General features: G+C 37.1%; 29 protein-coding genes. 11 read left to right on the plus strand and 18 right to left on the minus strand.

What is annotated here, in order from left to right:
• Position 1: 1 nt before the first annotated feature.
• Both QF044_RS13795 and QF044_RS13800 read right to left on the minus strand, forming a co-directional pair.
• Positions 2-577 (minus strand): Crp/Fnr family transcriptional regulator, encoded by a 576-nt coding sequence (locus QF044_RS13795; RefSeq protein ID WP_307268312.1) that lies wholly within the window; start codon positions 575-577, stop codon positions 2-4.
• 104 nt (positions 578-681) lie between these two features.
• Positions 682-1,209, minus strand: coding sequence for a hypothetical protein (locus tag QF044_RS13800; RefSeq protein ID WP_307268315.1), 528 nt, complete (start codon positions 1,207-1,209; stop codon positions 682-684).
• Positions 1,210-1,275: 66 nt separating this feature from the next.
• On the opposite strand from QF044_RS13800, the gene QF044_RS13805 reads away from it, so the two are divergent.
• From QF044_RS13805 to QF044_RS13840, 8 genes are all read left to right on the plus strand, one after another.
• A complete protein-coding gene (locus tag QF044_RS13805) occupies positions 1,276-1,902 on the plus strand; it encodes a TetR/AcrR family transcriptional regulator (RefSeq protein ID WP_307268318.1) in 627 nt (208 codons plus the stop codon).
• Positions 1,899-2,363: a GNAT family N-acetyltransferase gene (locus QF044_RS13810; RefSeq protein WP_307268320.1), complete on the plus strand. Its 465-nt coding sequence runs from the start codon at positions 1,899-1,901 to the stop codon at positions 2,361-2,363. Before QF044_RS13805 ends, QF044_RS13810 begins: the two co-directional genes overlap by 4 nt.
• 10 nt (positions 2,364-2,373) lie before the next feature.
• Positions 2,374-3,195, plus strand: a complete 822-nt coding sequence (locus tag QF044_RS13815) for a helix-turn-helix domain-containing protein (protein ID WP_307268324.1) — start codon at positions 2,374-2,376, stop codon at positions 3,193-3,195.
• Between the two features lie 76 nt (positions 3,196-3,271).
• Positions 3,272-3,862, plus strand: coding sequence for an NAD(P)H-dependent oxidoreductase (locus QF044_RS13820; RefSeq protein ID WP_307268327.1), 591 nt, complete (start codon positions 3,272-3,274; stop codon positions 3,860-3,862).
• Between the two features lie 682 nt (positions 3,863-4,544).
• Positions 4,545-5,744: a tyrosine--tRNA ligase gene (tyrS, locus tag QF044_RS13825; protein ID WP_307268330.1), complete on the plus strand. Its 1,200-nt coding sequence runs from the start codon at positions 4,545-4,547 to the stop codon at positions 5,742-5,744.
• A 54-nt stretch (positions 5,745-5,798) separates the two neighbouring features.
• On the plus strand, positions 5,799-6,320 hold the full coding sequence (locus QF044_RS13830) for a 3'-5' exoribonuclease domain-containing protein (RefSeq protein ID WP_307268331.1): 522 nt from the start codon (positions 5,799-5,801) through the stop codon (positions 6,318-6,320).
• A 17-nt stretch (positions 6,321-6,337) separates the two neighbouring features.
• A complete protein-coding gene (locus tag QF044_RS13835) occupies positions 6,338-7,120 on the plus strand; it encodes a hypothetical protein (protein WP_307268333.1) in 783 nt (260 codons plus the stop codon).
• 52 nt (positions 7,121-7,172) lie between these two features.
• Positions 7,173-7,634: an N-acetyltransferase gene (locus QF044_RS13840; protein ID WP_307268335.1), complete on the plus strand. Its 462-nt coding sequence runs from the start codon at positions 7,173-7,175 to the stop codon at positions 7,632-7,634.
• Positions 7,635-7,720: 86 nt separating this feature from the next.
• Here the strand turns inward: QF044_RS13840 and QF044_RS13845 are convergent, their stop codons facing one another.
• From QF044_RS13845 to panD, 8 genes are all read right to left on the minus strand, one after another.
• Positions 7,721-9,235, minus strand: coding sequence for a helix-hairpin-helix domain-containing protein (locus QF044_RS13845; protein WP_307268338.1), 1,515 nt, complete (start codon positions 9,233-9,235; stop codon positions 7,721-7,723).
• 2 nt (positions 9,236-9,237) lie between these two features.
• Positions 9,238-10,461 (minus strand): PP2C family serine/threonine-protein phosphatase, encoded by a 1,224-nt coding sequence (locus tag QF044_RS13850; RefSeq protein WP_307268341.1) that lies wholly within the window; start codon positions 10,459-10,461, stop codon positions 9,238-9,240.
• A 38-nt stretch (positions 10,462-10,499) separates the two neighbouring features.
• Positions 10,500-11,561, minus strand: a complete 1,062-nt coding sequence (locus tag QF044_RS13855) for a TerY-C metal binding domain-containing protein (protein WP_307268342.1) — start codon at positions 11,559-11,561, stop codon at positions 10,500-10,502.
• A gap of 5 nt (positions 11,562-11,566) precedes the next feature.
• Entirely contained in the window at positions 11,567-12,205 is a 639-nt protein-coding gene (locus QF044_RS13860; protein WP_307268345.1) for a VWA domain-containing protein, read from the minus strand.
• Between the two features lie 81 nt (positions 12,206-12,286).
• Positions 12,287-12,958: a TerD family protein gene (locus QF044_RS13865; protein ID WP_307268348.1), complete on the minus strand. Its 672-nt coding sequence runs from the start codon at positions 12,956-12,958 to the stop codon at positions 12,287-12,289.
• A gap of 30 nt (positions 12,959-12,988) precedes the next feature.
• Positions 12,989-13,564, minus strand: coding sequence for a TerD family protein (locus QF044_RS13870; protein ID WP_307268351.1), 576 nt, complete (start codon positions 13,562-13,564; stop codon positions 12,989-12,991).
• A gap of 238 nt (positions 13,565-13,802) precedes the next feature.
• On the minus strand, positions 13,803-14,831 hold the full coding sequence (locus QF044_RS13875; protein ID WP_307268353.1) for a lysylphosphatidylglycerol synthase transmembrane domain-containing protein: 1,029 nt from the start codon (positions 14,829-14,831) through the stop codon (positions 13,803-13,805).
• A 3-nt stretch (positions 14,832-14,834) separates the two neighbouring features.
• Positions 14,835-15,185: an aspartate 1-decarboxylase gene (gene panD, locus QF044_RS13880; RefSeq protein WP_034706528.1), complete on the minus strand. Its 351-nt coding sequence runs from the start codon at positions 15,183-15,185 to the stop codon at positions 14,835-14,837.
• Between the two features lie 398 nt (positions 15,186-15,583).
• On the opposite strand from panD, the gene QF044_RS13885 reads away from it, so the two are divergent.
• Positions 15,584-15,874 carry an HU family DNA-binding protein gene (locus QF044_RS13885; protein WP_034748416.1) on the plus strand — a complete coding sequence of 97 codons (291 nt, stop codon included), beginning with the start codon at positions 15,584-15,586 and terminating at the stop codon, positions 15,872-15,874.
• Positions 15,875-16,241: 367 nt separating this feature from the next.
• On the opposite strand, the gene pdxH is transcribed toward QF044_RS13885, so the two are convergent.
• Positions 16,242-16,883 (minus strand): pyridoxamine 5'-phosphate oxidase, encoded by a 642-nt coding sequence (gene pdxH / locus QF044_RS13890; RefSeq protein WP_307268358.1) that lies wholly within the window; start codon positions 16,881-16,883, stop codon positions 16,242-16,244.
• A 24-nt stretch (positions 16,884-16,907) separates the two neighbouring features.
• Between pdxH and QF044_RS13895 the strand changes: the two genes are divergently transcribed.
• Together QF044_RS13895 and QF044_RS13900 are read left to right on the plus strand one after the other, a co-directional pair.
• Positions 16,908-17,456, plus strand: a complete 549-nt coding sequence (locus QF044_RS13895) for a YqgE/AlgH family protein (protein WP_307268360.1) — start codon at positions 16,908-16,910, stop codon at positions 17,454-17,456.
• A 107-nt stretch (positions 17,457-17,563) separates the two neighbouring features.
• Positions 17,564-18,145 carry an N-acetylmuramoyl-L-alanine amidase gene (locus tag QF044_RS13900; RefSeq protein WP_307268363.1) on the plus strand — a complete coding sequence of 194 codons (582 nt, stop codon included), beginning with the start codon at positions 17,564-17,566 and terminating at the stop codon, positions 18,143-18,145.
• An 82-nt stretch (positions 18,146-18,227) separates the two neighbouring features.
• Here QF044_RS13900 and QF044_RS13905 read toward each other — a convergent pair whose 3' ends face one another.
• The 7 genes from QF044_RS13905 to QF044_RS13935 all read right to left on the minus strand — a co-directional run bounded on the left by QF044_RS13905 (position 18,228) and on the right by QF044_RS13935 (position 25,507).
• The gene (locus QF044_RS13905; RefSeq protein ID WP_307268366.1) at positions 18,228-19,037 is read right to left on the minus strand and encodes an aminotransferase class IV; all 810 of its coding nucleotides are present in this window, start codon (positions 19,035-19,037) and stop codon (positions 18,228-18,230) included.
• Between the two features lie 77 nt (positions 19,038-19,114).
• Complete coding sequence (locus tag QF044_RS13910; protein ID WP_027385644.1) at positions 19,115-19,501, minus strand: START-like domain-containing protein; 387 nt, start codon at positions 19,499-19,501, stop codon at positions 19,115-19,117.
• Positions 19,502-19,690: 189 nt separating this feature from the next.
• Positions 19,691-20,866: an aspartate aminotransferase family protein gene (locus QF044_RS13915; protein WP_307272029.1), complete on the minus strand. Its 1,176-nt coding sequence runs from the start codon at positions 20,864-20,866 to the stop codon at positions 19,691-19,693.
• A gap of 123 nt (positions 20,867-20,989) precedes the next feature.
• Entirely contained in the window at positions 20,990-21,766 is a 777-nt protein-coding gene (locus tag QF044_RS13920) for a hypothetical protein (protein WP_307268370.1), read from the minus strand.
• Positions 21,767-21,768: 2 nt separating this feature from the next.
• Positions 21,769-22,596 (minus strand): hypothetical protein, encoded by an 828-nt coding sequence (locus QF044_RS13925; RefSeq protein WP_307268372.1) that lies wholly within the window; start codon positions 22,594-22,596, stop codon positions 21,769-21,771.
• Position 22,597: 1 nt separating this feature from the next.
• A complete protein-coding gene (locus QF044_RS13930) occupies positions 22,598-23,503 on the minus strand; it encodes a hypothetical protein (protein WP_307268375.1) in 906 nt (301 codons plus the stop codon).
• Between the two features lie 270 nt (positions 23,504-23,773).
• Complete coding sequence (locus QF044_RS13935; RefSeq protein WP_307268377.1) at positions 23,774-25,507, minus strand: OstA-like protein; 1,734 nt, start codon at positions 25,505-25,507, stop codon at positions 23,774-23,776.

The following is a 25,507-nucleotide window of genomic DNA, read 5'->3' on the forward strand; positions in this document are numbered from 1 at the left end:
GTTAGTTAATAATCTTTTTCCGAATCCTGCTGAGACTTTCCGGTTTCATCCCCAAAAATGAAGCGATATATTGAATAGGGACATTCTGAATGATCTCCGGATAATTTTCTATAAGTTTGAGATAGCGCTGCTCTGCATTGAGTACAGACAGTTCTTTGGAACGGTTTTCATTATAAGCAATAGACTGCTGAAATACTGCAATACTAAAATCTTTCATTCCCTGGCTTTTAATCACCAGTTGATCAAGATGTTCTTTGGTAATCCTTAAAAGGCTACAGTCTGTAATGCATTCTACACAATCTTCTGAACGGGTTTGATTGATAAAATGAGTATAAGAAGTAAAAAAACCGGGTGGGCAGTTGATATGCGTTGTTACTTCATTACCGTTCTCATCCATATAAAACAGCCTGAGGTACCCTGAAACAATATAATAAAGATATTGAGGAACCTGTCCAGCCTCTTCCAATATTGTATTTTTTGAATAACTGACAGGCTCAAAGTACTTTTTAACCGTTTCAATTTCATCGGAATTAAAATTAAATTCTGAACTTATATACTGTAAAAGCTTGTCGTGCATGAAGAAAACATTTTCGGGTACTTTACAAAAATAGCCAAAAGATTAAACTTTATTTTATAATTTAGGATAAACTAATTATTGAATATTTCACGCTCAGAAATATACTAAATTCGATTACTTTTGAAAAAATCCCATAAAATGATTTTCAAAAAATAATATAATATTCCTCCGGCAAAATAAGCTGCAATATCCAGAATATCTCCTGTAAATCTTTCCGAAAATATAGGACAGATCACTTCAAACAAGATTGACAAATACATTATGGAGGATAAAATAAATTTGAGATCAGGTTTCCAGTAATAACCAAGAACATCATTCATTATATATTCTATCAGATAAGTATACATCGGAACAGTGATAAAATCTGTAAAATAGTTGCTGAAAACAGGAATAATAATTCCTTTCTTTCTTAGGAAAATAATAATTGTCCAAACTACCAAACCCAGAAAAAACCAATATGAAATTTTCGTTTTCATTACATGTGAAGTATCGCCATAATCAGCCCAATAATAATTTGCAGGACTTTTACTAAAGTTTCCTGTACTTCTTTTCCCTTCCGGGAAGCCTTGTTTCTGGCGGTTTCGTAATTGAATATTTTCTTTCCTTCCATCCTGATAGATTTTCGGTTGCAAATATAACAAAATTAGAACAATTGTTCTAATTTTGAAATATGATTTAAAGTCTCTTATATTTGGACTATGAAAACGAAGGATAAAATTTTATCAAAAGCAATGGAGCTGTTCAATAAAAACGGCTACAACAATATCACAACAAGGCACATTGCAGCTGATCTGAACATTAGTCCTGGAAACCTGCATTACCATTTCAAACATTCAGAAGATATTATCAAGATTCTTTTTTCTGAACTGGTCCTTAAAATGGATGATCTTCTGAACAACCTGCAGAAAATAGAGAATAAAACACTGGAAGACCTGTATCATTTTACTTTCTCCACCTATGAAGTTTTTTATTCCTTTCGATTTCTCTTCATGAATTTCTTTGATATTTTGAAACATATTCCGGCAATAGAAGCCCAGTATGAATCCATTAATATCAGCAGAAAGGATGAATTTCAAATGATTTTCAAAGGCTTCCAGAAAAATAATATCTTCAGAAGCAATATTCCTGATTTTATACTGAAAAGCCTGACCACACAGATATTCATTATTGCAGACAACTGGATCATTCATAACAGCCTTGCTTTCAAAATGAACGGAGATGAAGCCATAAAACATTATGCTTTAATACAGATGAATCTGTTTTATCCATTACTTACTGAAGAACAGCAGAAACTCTATGAATTAAAATATATAAGCGAGCTATGATCATCAGAAAAGGAAATACCGGTGACCTGCCTGAAATGCGCAGGCTTTTCACAGAAACCATTACTTCTGTCTGTAAAAACGATTATGACAGAAACCAAATTGATGCCTGGAAATCGGGATCTGAAAATAACGAAAGATGGCTCGAGGTAATCGAAAACCAGATGGTTATCATCTCAAAATTCAATGGAGAAATGACCGGATTCTGTACTCTTGATAAAGGAAGTTATATTGATCTGCTTTTCGTTCACAAAGATTTTCAGCAGCAGGGAATCGCCCGTAGACTGTATATGTTTATTGAGCAGGAAGCCAGGGTGCGCAATGAAAAAAAACTCACTGCTGATGTAAGCAAAACAGCCAGACCTTTCTTTGAAAAAATGGGTTTCAGAATAATCACAGAACAGAAGGTGAATGTAAAAGGCATTGATCTCGCCAACTATAAAATGGAGAAAGAGCTGACTTAAGGATTAGATAATGCAGGAATTACAGCCGGAATATCATCAGTTTAAAATTTCAATTCCCGAAGAATTTGAGACGGTATTCACGCATTTCTATTACGCAGAAAATCGCTCGTCCCACTCGGTCACCAAAACCCTGCTTCCCTCCTACCAGACAATTCTATTATTCTGTTTTGGAGAAAACGCTTTTATGATCACTCAGGAAAAAAATATTGTTGAAGTAAACAAATGTATCGTTCTGGGTCCCATACGTCAGACCTTTGATTATACACTGCCTGCAGGAAGCTCTATTTTAGTGGCTAATTTTAAAGACGATGCTTTTTACCGTTTCTTTGGAAAAGCTATGGTTTCCAACCAAGGTACACATCCTGATAAGCTTTTACAGGACAATTGTTTTACAGAACTCTGGCATCATATCTCAGCTTTGTCTTCAGCGGAAGAAAAGACATCTTATATCCTTGAATTCTGCAGACCCTATCTTCGGGATCAGGATAAAATAAGCAAGCTTTTGAGTGCTTTTGAAAGCAGCAATATGAATCCTGTCAAAGCCATCGCAGAACAAACCAGTCAGAGCGAAAGAAACATCCAGCTGAAACAGAAGGAACAGTTCGGATATTCTTCTAAAGAAATTGCCAGATACAGCCGTTTTCTTAAAGCAATTACCCTCATTGAAAAAGAACAGGAAAGTGGCAGAAAGATCGAATGGTTCAATATTATTGATGAGTGCGGATACTATGACCAGAGCCAACTTATTCATGACTTTAAGCATTTCATCAATATTACGCCTTCCAAATATGTAAAATTCCAGAAAGATATCTGCCGTTCAGGAACAGAATAATTCCATTTCGTTTTCTTACAATTTCCACCCATTTAACTCCTCTACATTTGTCTTATTAATTTAAAAAATAAAAACGATGAGACATTTAATCATTTACGCACATCCCAATGAAAATAGCTTGAATAACAACCTACTTCAAACCGTTATTGAAAGCCTGGAAAAAGACCACCATGAAATAGAAGTAAGAGACCTGAATAAAATAGGATTTAATCCTGTTCTCTCATTGGAAGATATGCAGGGACAGTTGGCAGGCCAACTTTCAGAAGATGTAAAAACGGAACAGGATTATATTTCCCGGGCGGAACAGATCACCTTTATTTATCCTATCTGGTGGACAGGTATGCCTGCTATTATGAAAGGATATATTGACAGAGTCTTTAGTTATGGTTTTGCTTACCGCTACGATCAGGGCGTACAGAAAGGGCTTTTAAAGGGCAAAAAGGCAGTCATTATCAATACCCACGGAAAATCTCACGAAGAATATGAGCGTATGGGAATGGACAAAGCGCTTACCCTAACCTCGGACAACGGCATTTTTCTGTATAGTGGGTTTGAAATTGTTCAGCATTTCTTTTTTGACAAAGCTGATAAAGCATCTGCTGAAGAAATGGATATTTGGAAAGAACAGATCAGAAATACGTATTCACAGCCGGTTTTTAACCTTTAAAATTTCTACGGATTACTTTTCTCGCTCTTCAGCCTCGGAAGCTTGAGCGTTAAAAAAATTAAAATTTGATTCTTTAAAAAATCCTCACTGTCTGAGTGCGGGTAGCATATCGAACTGAAACTGCTACAGCAAATCTGCACGGGTTTTGGGGGATTTTAGGATCAATTTTTAATTTTTAGTGAAAGATTCCAGCCTTGAATTTTTGGTTAATTTTGTTGACTACGTCGAATCTTTGATTTCAAGACAAAAGAATTTATGAAATAATAAATCATTAAATACACATTATTTATAACGATTTTTTATTTTGCTTATGAAGGATTTATGGCATGGAATTAGCTTCAAGAGCGGTAAGTAAAATTGTTTTGAAACCTTTATTTTAAACCATTAGGACTGATAAACTGTTAAGAACAGTAAGTTTTTTTATAAACCTTAACTGATATGGAACTTTACAGCGGGTCTTAATGGTTTAGATATTGGATTATCATCAAAAAGCTTTTATATTTACATTATTAATGAAACATTTAAACAGCATATTGCGTCTTCCTTTTTTCAGTGAGTATTACTCCCCGACGAACCGTTCGGGAAGACTTTCTATATCTGTACTATAATAAGAATAATCTAATTTATATATAGAGCCCGGACAGCATTGTCCGGGCTTTTTTGTTTTAAAAACCTAATTATTATGATCAATACATTACAAGAAAATGCAGCCATCATCCTGCCGAAAAATGGTCTGGAACAAAAAATTAAACAGGCTGAACAGGAAAACAGAAAATTAATTATCAAACTGGGATTTGATCCTACGGCTCCGGATTTACATCTGGGTCACGCTGTCGTGCTCAAAAAACTGAAACAGTTTCAGGAACTGGGACACCAAATTGTGATTGTAGTTGGAAGTTTTACGGCCAGAATTGGTGATCCAACAGGAAAAAACAAGGCGAGAAAACCGTTAAGTGTTGAAGATGTGAATCACAATGCACAGACCTACATCAATCAGCTTTCGAAGATTATTGATGTGGAAAAAACCAAAATTGTTTTTAATTCTGACTGGCTGGATGCATTGAGTTTTTCAAAGGTCATTCAGCTGATGTCAAAGGTAACGGTAGCCCAACTGATGCACAGAAAGGATTTCAATAAAAGATTTACAGAAAACACACCGATTGCGATGCATGAGCTTGTGTACCCTATCCTTCAGGGTTTCGATTCTGTTAAGATTGAATGTGATATTGAGATGGGCGGAACGGATCAGCTTTTCAACTGCACCATGGGAAGGCAGCTTCAGGAGGCTCATCAGATGTCAGCACAGGTGGTGATGTGTATGCCTCTGCTCAAAGGTCTTGACGGCAAAGAAAAAATGAGCAAATCCCTGAATAATATTATCGGACTGACGGATGAACCTAATGATATGTTTGGAAATACCATGTCGATCCCCGACAGTCTTATCGATGAATTTATTGATCTTGCTTCTGATTTTTCTGCTGAGGAAAAGGCCGGTTTACAATTAAAACTACAAAACGGGGAAAACCCAATGAACATTAAAAAGCTTATCGCTAAAAATATCATTACCCAATATCATGATCATGCAGCGGCAGAGCTTGCAGAAGAATTTTTCAGCAGCCAGTTTCAGAGCAAAAATTCCGAAGAGAAAGTCTATGAACCTATTTCTTTAGTTTCACTTCAACATAAAGAAAGCCTGATCACACTGGTGGAACTCTGCAGCGCACTTAAAAGTGACCTCAGCAAATCGGCGGTCCGAAGAATGATCGAAAGCGGAGGCATTCAGATTAATCATATCAAAATAACGGATCCTGATAAAAAAATTGAATTATTACCAGAAACAAAGGTAAAAATCGGGAAAAGAGATTTTTTTGAACTCGTTTAAATCTTAAGACTCGTGAGGTAATTTTCAATATATTCGTTTCATTAAATAAAAGTGATGAGCTATATCATGGTCGATATTGAATCGGACGGCCCGATTCCCGGAGATTTTTCGATGATCTGTTTTGGGGCAGTCCTTGTGAATGAGGAACTGAATACCAATTTCTATGGAAAACTGAAACCTATTTCGGAGAAATTCAATCCGGATGCTTTGGCTGTTTCAGGCTTCAGCAGAGAAGAAACGATGCAATTTGATGATCCAAAAAATGTCATGCTGGCTTTTGAGGAATGGATTGAGAAAAATTCTAAAGGAAGACCTATTTTCATCAGTGACAATAATGGCTTCGACTGGATGTTCATCTGCTGGTACTTTCATCATTTTATCGGAAAAAATCCTTTCGGTTATTCATCAAGAAGACTGTCTGATCTATATTGCGGGCTGGAAAAAGATACTTTCGCGCAATGGAAACATCTCCGTAAAACAGAACACACACATCATCCTGTAGACGACGCCAGAGGAAATGCAGAAGTTTTGCTGTATATGAAAAAAGAAATGGGTCTGAAAATAGGTTTGAAATAATTTACAGATACAGTTACGTGGGAAGAAATACTGAAATTTATATGTTCGATAAGGAGAAGGCGTCTGTTCGTCTTTATGAGGATCTGCAGCACAAAAAATTCCACACCAGAACATTTAAAACCTTTTTGGAAGACAGAAAAAAAGAAATTGGCACCTATGATATTACCCTTGAAAAAGTACTGGAAAAGGTCAAAAGTGACATCAACACTATCACGGCTGATGAACTGTTTAAAATCAATCTTTTTCTCAGTGAAGAGGTATATTCAGAATCTACAATAAGCGATTATTCCGCAATGAAAAAACATCTTGGGGATTTGTATGACTGGTATGGAATTATTCTGCTTTATGAACTTCCTACCTCAACAGTTTGCACAAGCTATATGTTTCAATATGGAAACTACACGCATTATTTTCCCATCTACGAACTGGAGAATGATAAATTAGGAAATAGTGAAGGCGGCATTAATATGGATTCAACAGATTTTTTAAAATTTAATGATTATATGATTCTGTTGGTGAAAATGATTCTTGATAAAAAGATGGACGGGTATGAATATGAATTTACAAAAAAAGAAGAGGACATCATCCGGCAGATAACTGCAGATCATCAAAACAATCTGATCCTGTTTAAAGAAATTGAAAGGGAATGTGATTTTATAAAGGAGTCTTCTGCTGATGGAAAAGGCCCTTATGCACAGACCATCTACTATGCCTATTCGTTTTTTAAACAGTCCATCGAAATGAAACTGAGAATTAATGTAGAAAAAAATCCAAGAATCGTTATCTTAGATTCCTATTAATTCCAGACGGTTACCAACAATCCGGTTCAAAATCGGATCTCAACAACAACTTATGAATACTATCATCACCTACAGAAAAGCTTCGGAAAATGATATGGATTATCTTCTTGATCTAAGAACGAAAACCATGAATCCGCATTATGCAGATTCCAATCTTCCAACAGATAAGGAAACAACTTTACAGAGAATTCTTTACCAGTTCGACAAAGCGCATATCATCTTATTAAACAATGAACCTGTAGGATTACTGAAGATTGATAAAGTCGAGAACAAAACAGAGGTTATGCAGCTTCAGATCGATCCCAGCCAACAGGGAAAAGGTCTTGGAAAAATGATTTTAACTGATATTCTTGAGGAAGCTTCCAAGGATAAAAAAACAGTAACATTAAGTGTCTTGAAAACCAACAAAGCTCAAAATTTATATGCAAGTTTAGGCTTTAAAATTGTGGGTGAAGATGAACATTCTTTTTTTATGGAGTTTCAAGGTGGCTTCGAGAACTTCAGTCAACTTTAAAGGATACTTACTTCATTGCAGCAGCCTATCATTAATGACAAACATTTCTGAGGGCTGAGGCTCGAAGCCCCACCCACCTAATTATTTTATGACTGATTCGCCAAAGTAACAAAACTCAGTCTTCCTCCTTCTTCTGAAGACAAAAGTATTTTTTTGCCATCCGTCAGCTCCACCATAGAGCCAGGTTGAATTTCTTTCTGTTCGGTAACGTCTTTCATCGAGGTCAGGCTTTGGTTTACAAATACCCATTTTTCATTATGAAAAGTGAAATATCCGACAGGCATTTTATCCTGCATCGTAAGATTTTCATTTCTGATGACCTTTCTTGACACATGCCATTTGAATAGATATTGGTTGTTATAAACCATCAGTCGGTGATTTTCAGGTTTCCAGACCTCATCATCAAATTTAAAGTACAGATCCAGAACAGGAAGGGTTCCTTTGTGCGGAGTTCCACAGAATGGACATTTCGGATGGCTGGTATTGTCAAAGACATACCATTTTTCAGTACATTCCGGATTATAACAAGGCTGTATAAGATCTGCGGTCTTCAGCAGAGCGGTTTCCCACTCATTAGCCATAGGCCGTCTGATCGGATCATGAAGACCGTCTATAAATGCTTTTTTAAACAGTTCGGATAGATAAGGACCCGCAGCTGTAAAAGGAATTTTTTGAGGATCGCCCCAGAAAGCATCCCATTTTCTTAAGTGATCGGCTTTTACCTGATTGGAAGGATCTTGAGGATGTTCTATAAACAATGCTTTTTCACCCATAGAAATCACCTCATCTTTTTCAGCATCCAGATCCCAGATCTTTCCGCCTCGCAACGGATGTCTTCTGAACAGGTACATATAGATCAATACTGCCAGTGCATGAAGATCTGTCTTCTGGTTCGGCAAATGCCTACCGGGATCCTGCATGCTCAGATGCTTGGTTTTTAAAACTTCCGGAGCAATAAAATCTGCAGTTCCGATGACTTCCGGCGGGAAGAGTTTTGGAACCACCAATCCGTCTATATCAATAATACAGGCAGATTTCGTCACCGGATCTATCAGAATATTGTTGTAGGAAAGGTCGGAGTGCGCCAGTCCCATCTGGTGAAGCTTTTTCACACCCCTGCTGATATTGATGGTAATCTGGAAATAACTGAGCCAGTCCCCCAATTCTGAGTGATCCAATCTTAGCGGATACTGCTTATTTCTAAACATGGGAGCCGTGAACCATTTTCCTACTTTATCCTGCCCCTGAATATTATCTGATCCAATATATCCTTTGGCAAAGAAGAACTTTTTATGGTAAACAGGAACCACAATTCCTGTCAGTTTATTTTTTTCTACAATATCATAAGGCCATCTGAATATTTCGTTCAGAAAGTAATCTGATGAATTTCCATTTTTTATATTCCCTAGATAAGTGGAGACAATTCTCATGATACGCTCTTTCTGTCCGGCATCCAAAGGAGTTCGGTAAAAAGCCACCACATATTCCCTGTCCGGCGAAAAATAGACATCTTTCACTCCGCCCCGGATCGGACTTTCATCTACGTATTCATAAGATTTTGCAGTGTCCAAAATGGAAACAACTTTAACAGTTTTTTTCATGTTTAATAGATTATGGCTAGTGTTCTGTCGTCATGATTTCCTCTGCTCCAGAAATCGGTCCAGGTAAGAAGCTGTTGATCAATATGGCTGTCGTTGATAAAATCTACTTTCAATCGGTCATCATTATTTCCAGCCAGATCATTAAAAAATGTTTTCCAACTGTCGATATTTTCAAGCTTACTTTCCGTCATGAATTTTGGATCGTAAATCCCATCTGTCATCAGTACGAGGTAGGAAAAATCATTGACGCAGGTCATTCCGAATCGTGAAGCAGGATCATCACTAAAGATTTCTTTCATGGTGATAAAACGGGTTCCGCCACCAAATTCTCCCACATCCATCTGATTCAGAAGTTTTACTTCAGAAAAATCCTGACTGATCAGGTTGATCGGGCAGTCTCCTACTCCAAAGGTAAGAATGACATAACCGAAATCAAACTTTTTTATTAATGCAAAAATCAGTGTCGTGTGAAAATCTTTTATCGAAAACGAATGCTCTGTTGCCGCTTGATCCAAAGTATGATATACATACAGCACTCCTTCATACAAAAGTCTTATGATATTTTCCCTGGCTTCAGATTGCTTTGATAACTCAGAAGTATTGTAAACCGTTTCAATATTCTTTTCGATTCCTTTTAAAATTTCTTCAGAGCTGAAAAATCGGTTCACTGAAATAGTTGCCAGTCTGGATCCTTCTCTTGCCATAATCGCAGACCCGGCACCGTCTGCCACTGAAACGATGCTCCAGCCTCCGGAAAGTTCATCTACTGCAAAATCATCATCCCTGAATTTTCCTTCATGAGCATGTGAACGTCCTCTTTTAGAGACAACGGTAATTTTTTTGCCTGAGAATTTTCCTTTGTAAGATGCTTCATCGGGTTTATAATAATCATTGTTGATATCGGATGGAATATTTTTCCAGAGATCTTTCGGATCAGCATTAACAAGCAAGTGTACTTTTTTGATTTCCGTACTGTTTTCATCATGGATGTGAAAGAATTCAATGTCAAGATCATGAATGCTGTTTGCGTGAGGAATCCCTGATAATTTATTGTTTTCAAATGTAAGACCTGTTTCCTGAAGGTTGCCGATGCTTTTAATCTTTATGTTCGGAAAATCATCCATCTCAAAAATGAATTCGTAAAACTGTTTTGAAATGGCATTTTTAAGCACCAGATGGACTTCTTTAAACTCTTCTTTTTCCCTGTAAATAACAGTTTTTTCCATTGTTTTGTGTTTGGTCTTAGAAACAGGACTTCATTCTGCTATCCCAGAGTCCGGTTAATATCAAATCCTTCACTTGAAAATCCGTAATAATCTGAAGTTCCGCACCATGGGCATTTGTTATAACCTTCTCCCTTCAGACAGTGAATTCCACCACATGAACAGCTCGCCAGAGCAACAGGATTGGCACAGTGAGGACAGGACGTACCTCCTTGAAGTTCTTCAATCGATATTGTAAGATGAGTTTTCCGGGAGGATGAAAGTCTCAGATATGATTTTTCATCAATTTTATAGGCTCCATCCAGTCTGTAATACCTTGTCGACATTCCCGGTATGCTTGATTCGGCGAATGTTTTTTTAAACTTCATTAAATACAGCTTTTCTGTTTCAGAACATTTACCGTTCAGAACAACAAAATTATTGTCTGGAAATTTCTGTTCCAGCGTGGGATCTACTTTTTCCAGAATAATGGAATCGATTTTTGAAAGATTAATTCCTTCTTTATTGGCTTCGGTAACACTCTGGCTGGTTGTTTTAATGGAATCTGTCACCCATTTGAAGAATTCTTTATAGGAATTTTCATCTGAGTTATTGAACAGTAAAACATTGTCTGATAAAGTACCCAACAGCTTATAATTGGTATTTTCGCCAATAGATATGGCAATTGTATTGGATTTTCCGTGGTATTTATTGTTCCATCTTTCAATAGCTTTTGTAGCATCATCGGTAGGAACACCGTCGGTAAAAAGAAAAACGATAGGTTTCCAGTCGCCTTTTCTGTCGTAAGTTGTTTTTACAATATCCCGGTCTATGCAATCCATTACTTTAATAAGACCCTGAGACAGGGATGTCCCGCTTCCAATAGGAATTTTCGGAGGATAAAAACTGATGATATCCTGAAGCGGGGTAATAACCTCAGCTTCTCCTGCAAAACCTACAATGGAGATATAGACCGTTTCCAGTGAATACGGATCTTTCTTCAAATCTCTGATGATATTGGCGATACCTTCCTGTACCTGCTCAATGGGCTCTCCAACCATAGATTCGGAGACATCAACTAAAAAATAAATGGGAAGTCTTCTCATGATGTATAGTAAAGACAAATGATTTAAATAATAATATTAAGCTCGGAAGGTGGCGGTGGCAGCGGTGTGCTTTCCCCAGTTCCTTGTGACTTTCCGCCCATCGTGATGGATGAACTTACCCATTTGAAAAATGAGGAAAGCGTGATTGCATCAGTAGTATCCAGCTTTACTACATGGTCTGTAAGCTCTTTCAGGAACTGTTCATCTGCTTTCGGACCTGCGGCACAGCCAACAATAGCCCCGAATTCCAGATTTCTGATTACAGGGATCATCTGTCTGTATTTCTGAATATCAGATGGTTTTCCGTCCGTAAATATAAACAGCAGTGGCCGCCAGTCTTCTTTTTCATCCGAAGATCCTTTGACCAGTTCTTTTTTCACCAGTTCTGAAACCATTTCCAAAGCCGCCCCGGTATGGGTAGGACCACTGTCCGGACAGGTGATTTCCATAGGATAAAAACTGGCAAGATCGGTCAGAGGAATAATATTTTTAACCTCGCGGTCAAAAGTGATCACACTCAGATGGAGACTGTCCATCGCCTGTGGATCTGCCCGGAGCATGCTTATCAGCCCGTTAAATCCATTATTGAGTGCCTGGATAGGTTCTCCGTTCATAGAACCCGAGGTATCCAGTAAAAAGTATGCTAATAATCTCCTGCTCATGGTAAGATGATTGTATTTCTGAAGCCGGCAGGAAAGTTGAAAACTTTCGCTGCCGGCTTTTCATTTGATAAAAATTCAGATTTAATTGCTGTATGAATATTGCTTCAGAATTTCGATAAAGTTATCGGTCTGATGTGGATCGCCGATAGCGCGGAATTTCCAGTCGCCGTTGTGACGATAGGCTTCAGCAAAAACCATCGCACATTTTCCGTTCATACTGGCATCTCCAGACAGGCTGTATTTTGTAATCTCTTTTCCTTTGGCATCTACTGCCCTGATAAAAGCATTTTCTATCATTCCGAAGTGCTGGTTATTCTGTTTTCCCTGATAAATGGTCACCAGGAATAATATTTTCTGATAGCGCTCGTCCAACTGATCAAGTTTAACGATGATCTGCTCATCATCCCCATCTCCGGCACCGGTTCTATTGTCTCCCGTAAGCCATATATTTCCACTCGGATGCTGCATAGAATTAAAGAAAACCACATCGCCCTGATACAGTGCGATCTGCCTTCCTTCATTCGTCTGTACCGTTTTTCCCAGGTTGGCCACTTTACCGTTTCCATCCAAAAGAAATGCAACAGCATCGAGATCGTATTCTGCTTCTTTACTGAACAGCTTTCCAAAGAAACCACCTTGTTTTCTTACATCCCATCCTAAACCTATCGTCACTTGTGAAAGATCATAAACACTTTCTCCGCGGTCATTCTTCCTTAAATCAATGGTCTGACCTTTCTGTAAATTAATTGCCATAGTTATAGTTTTGTGTATTTGATAAAATAATTATTTAATGATCTGTCCTTTATAGTATTTCTCAAGGAAGAAGGCCAGGTCTGCTCTGTAACCGATTCCTGAAGCTTCAAATTTCCAGCTTCCGTTCCTTTTGTAAAGTCTTCCGAATTCTACCCCGGTTTCAATAGAGAAATCTTCATCCAGCTCATATTTTGCGATCTCCTGGTTGGTACTGTTATCTACAATTCTGATATATGAATTTCGCACCTGCCCGAAGTTCTGCTTTCTTCTTTCAAAATCTTCAATAGTGACTACGAAAAGAATTTCTTCTGCTTTAGGATCTACTTTTTCAAGATCTACAATAATTGCTTCATCATCGTCTCCGTCGCTGTTTTTGCCGCTTGGATCATCTCCGGTGTGTGTGAGTGCGCCATCGGGAGACTGAAGGTTATTATAAAAAACAAAACATTCCTCATTTATTAATTTTCTGTCGAAATCAATCATGATGGCAGAAGCGTCCAGATCGAAGTCAAAGCCTGTCCCTTCATTAGGGTCCCAGCCCAATCCTATCGTCATTTTAGTTAATCCTATATCGATCTTTTGTCCTTTCTGTAAATTAATTGCCATAGTGCTTAGATTATTAATTATTTTTTGTTTAAGATAAATGTGATTTGTGAGCTGACCAAATTTATTGATAAAAAAATGAATAGCATACGGTAATCCTCAATTTTAATAAGGCTTTAACATAATACAAAAACGGGCAAAATGAATCTTATGGATTTTAGAAACGATAAGGTTCCGAGTATTCAAAATAAAAAAGTCCAATTAAAAAATTGGACTTGTATCGATTAAAAGCTATTGTTGATTAATTATTAAATTCCTTATGAGAAACTGTTTTTTCTCTTGCCTTAGCCAGCATAGGAATTGAAATAAGTCCCATCACCAGCATAATAGTGATTTGCAGCGGAAGTGAAATAAATGAATACGTCAAGCCCATTTCTCCACCAAGCTCAGCACTTTTCCCCATTGAGATAAAAAGGGCCATAAAGCCGAACTTCATCGCCAGATTAAAAGCACCGATTCCACCACTGGCAGGAATGATCATTCCCAAGGTACCGACAACAATGATAAAAAAGCCGTCAGCAATAGTAAAATTTGAGGTTTCAGGAAGCGCAAAACAGACAAGATAAGCTGCAAAGTAATAGCATATCCATATTCCTAAGGTATAAAAGATAAATTTTCCTTTTTCTTTTAATTTGAATATGGTTGTCAAGCCCTGAAAAATTCCGTCAATAAAATTAACAATCTTTCCTAAAAAAGGGACATCAGCAAGTCTCTTTTTGAATACAAAAAACAGAACAGTTCCTGCTGCCAATATCAGAAGACCAAACAGAATCTTATTAGGATTAATATTAACGCCTGAGTTTTGATAAAAGGCAAGAATTGCTTCGTATTTAAAAATCAACGTAAGCCCCAGGAATCCCAGCATACATATAAGGTCTACTACTCTTTCCAGAATAATTGTTCCAAAGGATTTATCGACCGGAACTTTTTCCACTCCATACAAAGCGGTAGCTCTTGCCACTTCACCACTTCTCGGAATCGTCAGGTTCATCAGGTATCCGAAAGATATGGACCAGAGTGAATTGGAATTTGAAATTTTATGCCCCATGGGTTCCAGCATAAGATTCCAGCGTATGGCCCTAAACCAGTAAGCCAGAATACCAAAAACAGAAGCAAAAAGCACCCAGAGATAATTGGCCTTTGCCAAAGATGCCTTGATCACCTTAAAATCTAGTCCTTTTAAAGCTAGCCATAAAAAAAAGCCTGCAAAAGCAAGCGATATTACTATTGTCAGTATTGATTTTAAAGGATTCTTTGATTTTTTATCCATGGATCAGGTCAGAAGGTTTGTTTTTTCATCAGGGAAAACAATCTTCGGCTGGAAAACTTTTGCTTCTTCAGGAGTCATCTGTGCATAAGCAATAATGATAATGATATCATCTCTCTGTACTTTTCTTGCTGCAGGACCGTTCAGGCATACTTCCCCGGATTTCCTCTTCCCTTTGATAACGTAGGTATCAAAACGCTCTCCATTGTTCACATTGACGATATACACTCTCTCTCCCACTACCAGACCGGCAGCTTCTATAAGATCTTCGTCGATCGTTATACTCCCAATATAATTAAGGTCAGAGGCCGTAACCCGCACCCTATGGATCTTAGACTTGAAAACTTCTATTAACATGCTGCAAATTTATTAATAAAAATTAATAAAACAGGCTTTTGAAATCAATTTAAAACATCCACAAACTCAGCTATTTATTTTTATACAATACAAGCTTTCAAGCCATTATTTAGAAAATCAGCAAACATATTATTAAAAACATCAATAGTTTTCACGAAATTCAGAATTTAATAAACACAGGAAATAATATTAATTTTTTGCTAAAGTCAATACACATAAGCATTTGGCATGATTTTAGTAAGCCGTAACGTAGATTTTATGTAAAAAGTCAAATTATCATATTTTAACTGTTTTAGCTAAAAAGAGAAAAAATTATATAATTTTTTATAAAATAATTGCACAATTAGAAAATAGTATTATATTTGCTATAATTACGAACTAACTTAATATTAAAAATTATGAACAAGTCTGAATTAATCGACGCAATCGCAAAAGATGCAGGAATCACTAAAGTTGCAGCTAAAGCTGCTTTAGAGTCATTCATCGGTAATGTAACAACTACTTTAAAGAAAAAAGACGGAAAAGTTTCTTTAGTAGGTTTCGGCACTTTCTCAGTAGCTGAGAGAGCAGCTAGACAAGGTATCAACCCTGCTACTAAAAAGCCAATCAAAATTGCTGCTAAAAAAGTTGCTAAATTTAAAGCAGGAGCTGATTTATCAAATGCAGTTTCTGGAGTTAAGAAAAAATAATCATTCAGATTAAAAAATTCAAAGGCTGTTTCTCAGGAAGTGGCCTTTTTTTTGTGATTTTAAGTGGCTTCGGGAGCCTCAACCTTACAAGAATTATACAATCAGTAAAATGCTAAAATCATTTCATATTTACTTATTACCTATTCTTAAGTTTTGGCTAAAGCCATTATTAAATGCTATAAATTGAAAGCGGGCTAAAGCCCGCTCCTATTGAATTTTAAATGATATCTTTTATACTATAAAATTAGGTTAGTCTAATGCATCTTTGAATTAAAAAGGTCGTGATCTTCTAATATTCCTAATTACAACTCCGATTTTCCAGCATCCATCTTCTAACCTTTAAATTCTAATTTCTAGCTTCTAAATACTATGGTGCCAGTCGGGAAATCTTCCAGTCCAGGTCTTCCAGCTGATAAATAATTCTGTCGTGGAGACGGTTGGGTCTTCCCTGCCAGAACTCAATTTCGTAAGGTTTTGCGATATATCCACCCCAATTGGCGGGTCTTGGCACTTCGCTGTTTTCGTATTGTTTTTCCAGTTCTTTTAGTTTTTTTTCAAGGAACTCTTTATTTGGAATAACCTGGCTTTGCGGTGAAACAGCAGCTCCGAGCTGGCTTCCTTTAGGCCTTGAATGAAAATATCCATCACTTAGGTTTTCAGCTATTTTTTCAAGTTCAGCTTTAATAATGATTTGTCTTTCCAGATTGGGCCAAAAAAAATGAAGGCAGGCTTTATGGGTGCTTTCTATTGCTTTTCCCTTTCTGCTGTCATAGTTGGTATAGAAAATAAATCCTTCGTGTGTATAAGCCTTAAGAAGCACCATTCTGGTTCTGGGACAACCGTCTTCTTCTACTGTAGAAACCGCCATGGCATTGGCTTCAGAGACCTCAGAACTCTCACTGGCGTCCAAAAACCAGTCCCTGAACTGTTCGATGGGATTCTGTTTTATCTCACTTTCAATAAGTTGGGATTTCTCATACACTTTTCTCTTGTCGTGCAGGTTTTCCATAAAATATTTTTATTAAATTTGAGTATGAATTACTCATACAAAGGTAAAATATTAATTTCCACACCCGATATTTCCGGCGATATTTTTTCGAGATCGGTAGTACTGATCATTGAGCATAATGAAAGCGGTGCATTTGGTTTGATATTGAATAAAAAGAACGGCCAGATGAGTAGTAAGTTCAAAAACTTTTTTGACTTCAAAATAGAGGTGTATGATGGTGGTCCTGTGGAAAATGATAAGGTCTTCTTTATCGTAAAAGAAAAAAAGGTAACAGAGGTATTTTCTGAGATCAACAAAGATTTTTATCTGACGGAAGATATCGAAAGTATCATTAGTGCTGTGCTTAATAAGGAACTGGATATTAACGATGTGAAAATCTTCTCAGGCTATTCGGGATGGTCTGCGGAGCAGCTGGATGATGAAGTACATAGAAAGCTATGGACGGTAGTAGATGTCTATAATCTAGACTATACTCTTCCCAATGACCAAACGCTCTGGAAATCTATTATGCAGAATCTTGGAGGGGAGTATCTCCTTTGGGCCAACTCTCCTGAGGACATTTCTCTTAACTAACTGAATTCCCATCTGATACACTTTGAAAACATTAACAAACTTTTAAGATTATGTTAACCAATTTTAAAGAAAGATTTTCCGTTATTTGACAAACCAAAATCACTGAAATGAAAGGACTCAAATTACTCGCTTTATCAGCTTTTTCTGCGTCATTCTTATCTTTTACCCCTATTCATAAAAAATACATCGTTGTAGATGCCGGACACGGCGGAAATGATATGGGAACGGTTTATGGAAAATTCTCAGAAAAGGAGATCACTGTCAATATTGCTAAAGAGATCCAGAAACTGAATGAAAATCAGGATAAGTATGAAGTGATTCTAACCCGGGATTCTGATTCCTATCCTACTCTTCAGGAGAGAACAGCTATGATTAATAAGCTGAATCCGGAGATGGTTATTTCTCTTCATATGAATATGGGTCCTGAGAAAGAAACCTCAAAGCAGGGAACTGAAGTATATATTCAGAATACAGAAAATTCAAAAAAGCTTGCTGAAAAAATTTCTAAAAAATTTGATGTCCATAAAATTGAGGAACGTAATCTGCATATGCTAAGGGAAACAAAAGCTCCTGCAGTATTGGTAGAACTTGGCTTTATGAATAATACAAAAGACAGGGATTATGTCACCAGTGAACAGGGACAGAAAGAGATCGCACAAAAATTCACAGAGATTATCCGTGAATACTAAATAAAGAAACAATTTCTGATTTATTCAGAATAAAACCCGGTAAAGGACTTGGGTACTTTGTTGTTTACCGGGTTTGTCAATTTTAAAAACTATTTTTCCAGCTTTCGACCATTTCTATAAAACGGGAGCTTTCAAAAGTTTTATTTCTTATTTTACCTACAGAAAATATGCCTTTTTCATCGGAGATCATTAAAATCTCTTCAGCTTTCTGAGATTCAAAGGCTATAATTTCATGTTCCTGAATATCTGCCAGATTATTTTTATGTAAAAAAGTGACAAAATTTTCCATTAAAGGAGAGATGTATGCACCTTCTGTCTGTTTGGCTACTTTGATTACATTTCCTTCGAGAAACAACAGGTTTCCGGAAGTGGTACGGGCAATTCTTTTATTAGGATTGAGCAGGATCACATCATCCAGATCATTTTCTTCAGCATAGATCCCTCCGTAGATATTTTCCGGACTATGAACCCTGATATTGCTTAATAAATTATTATTGACATTGATTTCCTTGGTGAGATCCATTTCCAAAAGTCTCTGATGAACAGCAAGTACATCATCCAATTCCGTCACTTCATAAAAATAGGATACTGAGGATTTTGAAACCGTTACAGCATCATTATTTCTAAAAACCTGGAAGTTGATGATCCCATTTTTTATTCCTTTACCATCGATAACCTCTTTTTGAAAAAGGTTCTGAAAAAACTCCAGGGTATAAGTGAGCGGAATATTCATTCTCATTTTTCTCATAGAAGCCATCAGGAAGAAATAACATTCTTCATCCATGATCAATCCTCCGTTTCTGATGAAGAATGAAACTTTAACTGCGTCACCCAAAAGAAACGCTCTATTCTTTACATTTAACCCGTCTGATGTAAAATATTGATTTTCCAATTTTTGATGTGATTTATTTATAAAAAAATAATGAACGATAAATCGTTCATCAGTTTTACCATTTAATTTTGTTCAGCCTATGCTGCACCTAATTTTATTCTAAGGTTTTCTATAAGGTTTTCCCAATATAATGCATTTTCTTCTTCATCGCCTTCCTCACAGAAATCTGTAATGTTCAGAGCCAAATCTTCAGTAATATCGTCTATAGTGATTGTCATTTCAAAGAAATTTTTAGTCCCTTCATCTTCTTCCCATCTAAAACGTACGAAACCTTCAGGCTTGTATCTTATCAAAGTCGCCTTTTCGGCAGGACCTCCGCCCCAGCTAAAAAAGAAATCATCACCTTTCTCTGTCACATCATCCGCAAACCATTCAGACAGTCCCTCCGCCGTTGCCAGATATTCGTATAAAATCTCTGATAAACAATGCATTGGAAATTCGTAATGGACTTTATGTTTCGCCATATAATCTTTGTTTTTATCGTCCCGCAATATATAAATTAATTTTTTTATTACACAAAAAAGCAATTACTTTTTTAAAGAATCTTCATGATATTTATCACGGGTTTAATATCTATATTGAATATTTTTCGGACCGCAAAAAGCACCATGCAACGCATAAAAAAATCTCTCCCTTTGGGAAAGATTTTATGGTTAATTATCATTCAAAACATCTAAAATGATCTGGCATCCCAGTCGGATTTCCTCAAGTGAGATGGTAAGCGGCGGCGAGATCCTCATATATTCGTTTCTATAAAGCTGCCAGAACACAATAAGACCCTTTTCCATGCATTTTTTTGCTACATTAAGGGTATAATCGGGTGTACCAAGATTCACGGCCAGCATGAGCCCTTTTCCGTTGATGTTTTTAATTTTAGGGTGTACAAGAAGTTCTCTGAACAGTTTTTCTTTTTCAATAGTCTCATCCATCAGACCGCTTTCTAAAACTTCTTTCAGAGTAGCATGGCTGGCTGCTGCGATTAACGGATTTCCTCCAAATGTTGTAATATGGCCCAGCTTTGGGGAATGTGAGAGTGTTTCCATAATTTTCCTTGAACTCATAAAAGCACCTACCGGCACTCCTCCCCCCATTCCTTTCCCCATCACAAGGATGTCCGGAACAATTCCAAAATGTTCAAACGAGAATAATTTACCGGTTCTGCCAAAGCCGGGTTGGATTTCATCAAGAATCAGAAGGGCTCCTACTTCTTCACACCTTTTTTTAAGTTTGATTAAATAATCACCTTCCGGCACTAAAAACCCTGCTGCTCCCTGAATGGTTTCCAGAATCACACAAGCTGTCTTTTCTGTAATTTGATCCAGATCATTTTCATTGTTGAATTCAATAAAACTGATCATAGGTAATAACGGTCGAAATTCTCTTTTATGGCTTTCGTTACCGGATACACTTAATGCACCGTGTGTGTTGCCGTGGTATGAATTTTTAAAAGAAACAATTTCTTCTCTTCCGGTATAACGTTTGGCCAGTTTCAGACTTCCGTCAATAGCTTCTGCTCCACTATTCACCAGATAGGTAATTTCCAAAGGATCCGGAGTAGCCTCGGCCAATAGCTTACACAATGCAATCGGTTTTTCCTGTGCATATTCTCCGTATACCATTACATGAAGGTATTTGTCTGCCTGTTCTTTGATGGCCTGCACCACTTTAGGATGTGAATGCCCTAATGTATTGGCAGAAACACCTGCTACGAAATCCAGATATTTTTTTCCGTCTGTTCCGTAAATATAGCTTCCTTCTGCTTTTTCAACTTCAAAACCTGCTGCGAATTTTGTGGTTTGTGCCTGATATATAAAAAAGTCTTTATGCATTTCCATTGATGAGAAAATTTTCAGCAAAGCTAAAAAAGATTCATCACATGCAGAAATTATCAATGAGGAATAAAAAATTACCCTTAGAAATCCAAGGGTAATATTTATTAAAGAGGGTTATTATTATAGTACTTTCTCGACTGTTACATAACTGTTATTGGTTACTGTATAGGAAGTGGTACCTCCAACTTCAGAAACAGCTTCCAAAGTAATGTACTGTCCCTGTATTGCATAAACGGAGAAATCCAGATTGATCTTTCTATTGGTTCCATCAAAGTTCACTGTATTTTCAAGCAGCTGAAATCTTTGGGTATCATTGACATAGATCCCTGCTCCTAATCTGCTGCTAAATGAGCCTGCGGGACCAGTAAAGGTGATATTTAAATTAATCCTGTATAAACCTGTCTGACGAATATACAATCTGTTAAGATTTGCACCGCTCGTTGGAACATTCGTTTTAAGTTTTAATGGATCGGCCAAAAAATTAGGCTTATCAATCAAAGAATTGATTGGAAGCAGTATGTTTCCTGATGTAGTGGAAACTGAGTTGAGCTGAAATCTGGAAATATTATCGGACTCCACTTCAAAAGCTTTACTCCATACAAGTCCGTTGAAAACCATAGCCTGTCCTGTGCTTTTAACAAAGAGAAGCATTCCTTTCAACTCTTCTATAACCGTTGCCGGAGCACTTGCTCCTGTAAAAGGCAGTAATGCTTCCGTATCAACAGCCGGAAGACCAAATCCTTTTACTCCGGCAGCCTCATTTGTATTGGTAATGTATAACATAACCTGATCATTGCCGCTTGCATTGGAATCGGGATTGGGAATATTAGTAAAATTAACTTGTGCGCTGTATATATTGGCTATCAATATCAAACAGCAGAAGATATATTTTTTCATGATTAGTAAGCTTTAATTAAACGTGCTGCAAGATATGAACTGGCCGAATTTGTATCTGTTCCGTAAGCTGCCAGAGCGCCACCAGAAATGGCAGTGGAACTGATTGCTGGAACCACTCTAAGCTCAGTTCCTGCCGGAAGAGAAATAGTTTGTGCAAAACTTGATGTTTTATTGCCCTGTGTATCTATAATAAAAACAATGGAATAATTTGTTTTTGACACCACTGTTTCCCAATCTGGAGATGATGGATATTTAACCTGTAGTGTAAGTTTAAATTCAGTAACCCCGGCTACCGCTCCAAAACTACCGCCTGTAAAAACAAGCGCAACACCCACGTCATACACTCCTGATACTTTTATCGTTACATTGGTTGCATTTTTAAGAGTCAGATTATCAACAAGGACCTGGCTTTTATTGTCAGGGGCCAGATAAGTAGGCGAACCTCCTGCGAAGCAAAATCCTATTCCAAATGAAATACATGGAATGGATATTCCTGAAGATATTCCAAGTCTTGATGTTTTTAGCTGGTATATCCCTTGAATCTGTCTTGCCGGATTCCAAGCATAGCCATCATATTTGTAATACTGTTCATCATTCTTGTTGTAAATTAGGCTTCCCACAAGATTGGCATAGTCATCAAACACATCAGGTGCCGAAGCGTTATATCTTGGAAAGGAAGTATAGATATTTGCATAGGGAAGTATAACTCCTTTTACACCGTCCTGAATTTTCAATATATTCTGATTACTGGGTGTACTGCTGCCGATAGTAACCTGTGCCATTAATGCATAATGAAAAATGAGCACCATAAGTAGTATAGTCTTTTTCATGTTATTGCATATTTATTTTTTCAACAATAATTTCTGAAACAGCATTTCCCGTTTTTGACATTGCAAAAAACATGTTATTTCCTCCCAATGCTCCTGTACAGACTCCTGTACCAATATCCTGAGTTCCACCCATGGTGAGCCTTAGTTTATCTCCTGCATTAAAGACGCCCACATAGGTAAATGCCAGAGACTGTCCCACATCTATAGATCCGGGAAGAAGAGTCGTAACGGACAAAGCTCCTGCTGTGGAACTGCTTGTAGTGTCATTAATAGGTCTCCAGGTAGCATCCAGTGCCGTACTCAGCTCTAGATCAAGTTTCGATTTGAGGTTAATGATCACCCCTATACAAAGCGGTGTACTAATGTCCAGCGCCCCACTTTTGAATGAAACCTTATATAATCCTTTTGTATTGATATTGATCACATTACTAGTAGCTGCAGCTAATGAAACGTCTGTCGTAATTTCATTAAAACTTGGTGTAGCAGTTGTAAAATTAACACTGGCTGCTGTACAGGTTCTAACAGTGAGAGCACAGGCCAGTCCGCAGGTTCCGCAGCTGGTAGTAACCGTTCCGGATCGTATGAAACGAGCCATTTTATTGTTTTTCATGGTCGTTACAATAGGATCTGATATTTTCCAGGTTGTACCGTCGTTCTGTACTATACTTCCGGTTTCTCTATTGAAAATGATTGAGCCTTGGGTTCCGGTTCCTGTGGTACCAACTGCAGAAGTGGGAAGTATTGAAGCAGTATTGGATCTGGGCATACGTGCTGCATTGTTGTCCTGTTTTACATGCAGAAGTGTTCTTGTATCAGGTTGGAAGCCGGGAATTTTAGCAATCCCAACCTGGGCATTGACCCTTATAAAGCAAAGTATAAAGGCCAAGAGGAAATAATAGATTTTCATTTTTGTTTTTTTTTATCATTCTTGGTGTATTAAATTTATGAAATATTATGATTTAAATGATATCAATCCTCAAAAAGTAGTGTTAAATAAAAAGAAAAAAAGAAAAAGCTAGATTTATAAAGGAATTCAAAGACTAAGCAACTAATTTAAAATTGAAAAAAAGAAACTATTTTACATCATATTGGAGCATTTTTCTACTTTATAAAAAAAATAAATCACCATTTCTTATTAAAAAATGGTGATTTATTGTTCCACTGAAAAAATATTCATCTATTTTCTTACCCTTTTGGGTTTTTTGGCTTCTTCTTTGGCTTTCTCTTTGTCTATAGCTTGTTGCGCCTGATCAAACAGCTCATTATCAGAAGAATATTTTATTTCTTCGTAATTAGGGCTATCTACAAGAATATCCTGCCATTTTCTGATCCGGTCTTTCGTATTCCAGTTGAAATCCGGAAATTTTCTTTTATCCGGTTCAATTTTACTCATAGGATAGGTATCTGAATTTGCTCCTATACTACATGAAATAATCTGTAATGCTCTTTCTTCAAACAAAGCGCCTATAATACCACAGGTAGAAAGGGTGATCCCTATTCTCTGAGGCTTCTTGGTTTCCTGATCAACATCATCAACATAGGCTATCGATTGAGCATTTCCAACAACCCGGGCTTCTTTAATGTCGTTCTTCTCATAATAAACGGTCATGAACTTTCCTTTCACCTGGTTAAATTCATCTTTCAGATTTAAAGAATCTACTTTGCTGATGGCAAATGCATTTCCTATTACTTTAAGTGAATCAATGTTTTCATTTTTTGTATTGAAATAGGCCTCCACTTTGTCACCAGTCACCTGTTTTTCACCACTCCAAAGAATGGGACTGGTGTACATATGCATTATTCCGTCTGTTTCATTGAAGGCAATTGAATCTGCCCTTCCCTGTGCGTTTGATTTGAAAATACGTGCTTTTTTAAAGGCTCTTAAAAAGCTTTTCTTCAGGGTGATATCTGCTGAGTCAGGTCTTTGGTAAGAGAGAATCTTTTCTGCTGCAAAGTAAATGGAATCTTTCTCCATGATTTTCACGGCATAGGGCCCTTTGGTCATCATTGCAGAATCTTTCTTCTGGAAAACCTCACCGTAACCTCCTTTTATGTATCTTCTTTCGATGGGATCATCCAAGGTAACATTCCCTGTCGCTTTACCAAAACCGGTTATATTATTGAAATACATATCGTCACCGGTAAGAATTTTGTCGTTATAAAATATCTTGGAGTTTTTATTAAGGAAAGCTTCCTTAGTCTCCATTTTGTAGGTTCCTCTTTCGGTGTAGATCCGGTTTTTAGGATTCGCACGATTGGTGATGGTTGTAGGTCCGAAGAATTCGGCAACTTTTGTATTCTGATTCTGTTTAATATTAGGACCTTCTATAATATAATCAGGACTGTCTATTTTCACATTTCCAACAAAATCGATCATTTTGGTGTTTAGAAAATAGGTCGCAGATTTCGTGTACATCACATTTTGTGCATCACTGATTGTACCTCCTGTATTAAAATAGGCCTGATTGGCAAGTCTGTCATAATAAAGAATATCTGTTTTAATAGTCTGTTTCGGGTCGGTAAGAACAACATCTTTTTTAGCAACTCCTTTTTGAGTAACTCCGTTATACTCCATTTCATGGGCTGTAATCACAGAACCGTCTGCATTCTGAAGCTTTGCGTTACCGATAGCTTTTACAAGACTCTGATCATTATAAATAATAACTTCATCCGCAAAGAGAACAGATCCCTGGTGCTCTATCTGAACATGACCTACGAGATATTGGTTACCTTCATATTTGGTATCTTTTTTAAACTCATCGGTATGGATGATCTTCACCTTATCTTCCGGTCTTACAACAGGCGAAGTTTTTCCTTTATTTTGAATATAAGGATCCATCTGCGTGGTTTTATTGTCCTGTGCGGAGCTGAACGCAGAAATAAAAATAAACAGAAAAAGGATTATTCTCAT

It is taken from the genome of Chryseobacterium sp. W4I1 (assembly GCF_030816115.1).
Classification (GTDB): Bacteria; Bacteroidota; Bacteroidia; order Flavobacteriales; family Weeksellaceae; genus Chryseobacterium.

Excerpts from the sequence above, each read along its gene's own strand:
- tyrS (WP_307268330.1), top strand. The coding sequence starts at position 4,545 with ATGATCAATACATTACAAGAAAATGCAGCCATCATCCTGCCGAAAAAT.
- QF044_RS13865 (WP_307268348.1), bottom strand. The coding sequence starts at position 12,958 with ATGGCAATTAATTTACAGAAAGGTCAGACCATTGATTTAAGGAAGAAT.
- QF044_RS13920 (WP_307268370.1), bottom strand. The coding sequence starts at position 21,766 with ATGAAAAAATATATCTTCTGCTGTTTGATATTGATAGCCAATATATAC.
- QF044_RS13840 (WP_307268335.1), top strand. The coding sequence starts at position 7,173 with ATGAATACTATCATCACCTACAGAAAAGCTTCGGAAAATGATATGGAT.
- QF044_RS13845 (WP_307268338.1), bottom strand. The coding sequence starts at position 9,235 with ATGAAAAAAACTGTTAAAGTTGTTTCCATTTTGGACACTGCAAAATCT.
- QF044_RS13885 (WP_034748416.1), top strand. The coding sequence starts at position 15,584 with ATGAACAAGTCTGAATTAATCGACGCAATCGCAAAAGATGCAGGAATC.
- QF044_RS13850 (WP_307268341.1), bottom strand. The coding sequence starts at position 10,461 with ATGGAAAAAACTGTTATTTACAGGGAAAAAGAAGAGTTTAAAGAAGTC.
- QF044_RS13830 (WP_307268331.1), top strand. The coding sequence starts at position 5,799 with ATGAGCTATATCATGGTCGATATTGAATCGGACGGCCCGATTCCCGGA.
- QF044_RS13815 (WP_307268324.1), top strand. The coding sequence starts at position 2,374 with ATGCAGGAATTACAGCCGGAATATCATCAGTTTAAAATTTCAATTCCC.
- QF044_RS13915 (WP_307272029.1), bottom strand. The coding sequence starts at position 20,866 with ATGCATAAAGACTTTTTTATATATCAGGCACAAACCACAAAATTCGCA.
- QF044_RS13925 (WP_307268372.1), bottom strand. The coding sequence starts at position 22,596 with ATGAAAAAGACTATACTACTTATGGTGCTCATTTTTCATTATGCATTA.
- QF044_RS13870 (WP_307268351.1), bottom strand. The coding sequence starts at position 13,564 with ATGGCAATTAATTTACAGAAAGGACAAAAGATCGATATAGGATTAACT.
- QF044_RS13875 (WP_307268353.1), bottom strand. The coding sequence starts at position 14,831 with ATGGATAAAAAATCAAAGAATCCTTTAAAATCAATACTGACAATAGTA.
- QF044_RS13900 (WP_307268363.1), top strand. The coding sequence starts at position 17,564 with ATGAAAGGACTCAAATTACTCGCTTTATCAGCTTTTTCTGCGTCATTC.
- QF044_RS13895 (WP_307268360.1), top strand. The coding sequence starts at position 16,908 with ATGAATTACTCATACAAAGGTAAAATATTAATTTCCACACCCGATATT.
- QF044_RS13795 (WP_307268312.1), bottom strand. The coding sequence starts at position 577 with ATGCACGACAAGCTTTTACAGTATATAAGTTCAGAATTTAATTTTAAT.
- QF044_RS13810 (WP_307268320.1), top strand. The coding sequence starts at position 1,899 with ATGATCATCAGAAAAGGAAATACCGGTGACCTGCCTGAAATGCGCAGG.
- QF044_RS13935 (WP_307268377.1), bottom strand. The coding sequence starts at position 25,507 with ATGAGAATAATCCTTTTTCTGTTTATTTTTATTTCTGCGTTCAGCTCC.
- pdxH (WP_307268358.1), bottom strand. The coding sequence starts at position 16,883 with ATGGAAAACCTGCACGACAAGAGAAAAGTGTATGAGAAATCCCAACTT.
- QF044_RS13820 (WP_307268327.1), top strand. The coding sequence starts at position 3,272 with ATGAGACATTTAATCATTTACGCACATCCCAATGAAAATAGCTTGAAT.
- QF044_RS13930 (WP_307268375.1), bottom strand. The coding sequence starts at position 23,503 with ATGAAAATCTATTATTTCCTCTTGGCCTTTATACTTTGCTTTATAAGG.
- QF044_RS13910 (WP_027385644.1), bottom strand. The coding sequence starts at position 19,501 with ATGGCGAAACATAAAGTCCATTACGAATTTCCAATGCATTGTTTATCA.
- QF044_RS13805 (WP_307268318.1), top strand. The coding sequence starts at position 1,276 with ATGAAAACGAAGGATAAAATTTTATCAAAAGCAATGGAGCTGTTCAAT.
- panD (WP_034706528.1), bottom strand. The coding sequence starts at position 15,185 with ATGTTAATAGAAGTTTTCAAGTCTAAGATCCATAGGGTGCGGGTTACG.
- QF044_RS13860 (WP_307268345.1), bottom strand. The coding sequence starts at position 12,205 with ATGAGCAGGAGATTATTAGCATACTTTTTACTGGATACCTCGGGTTCT.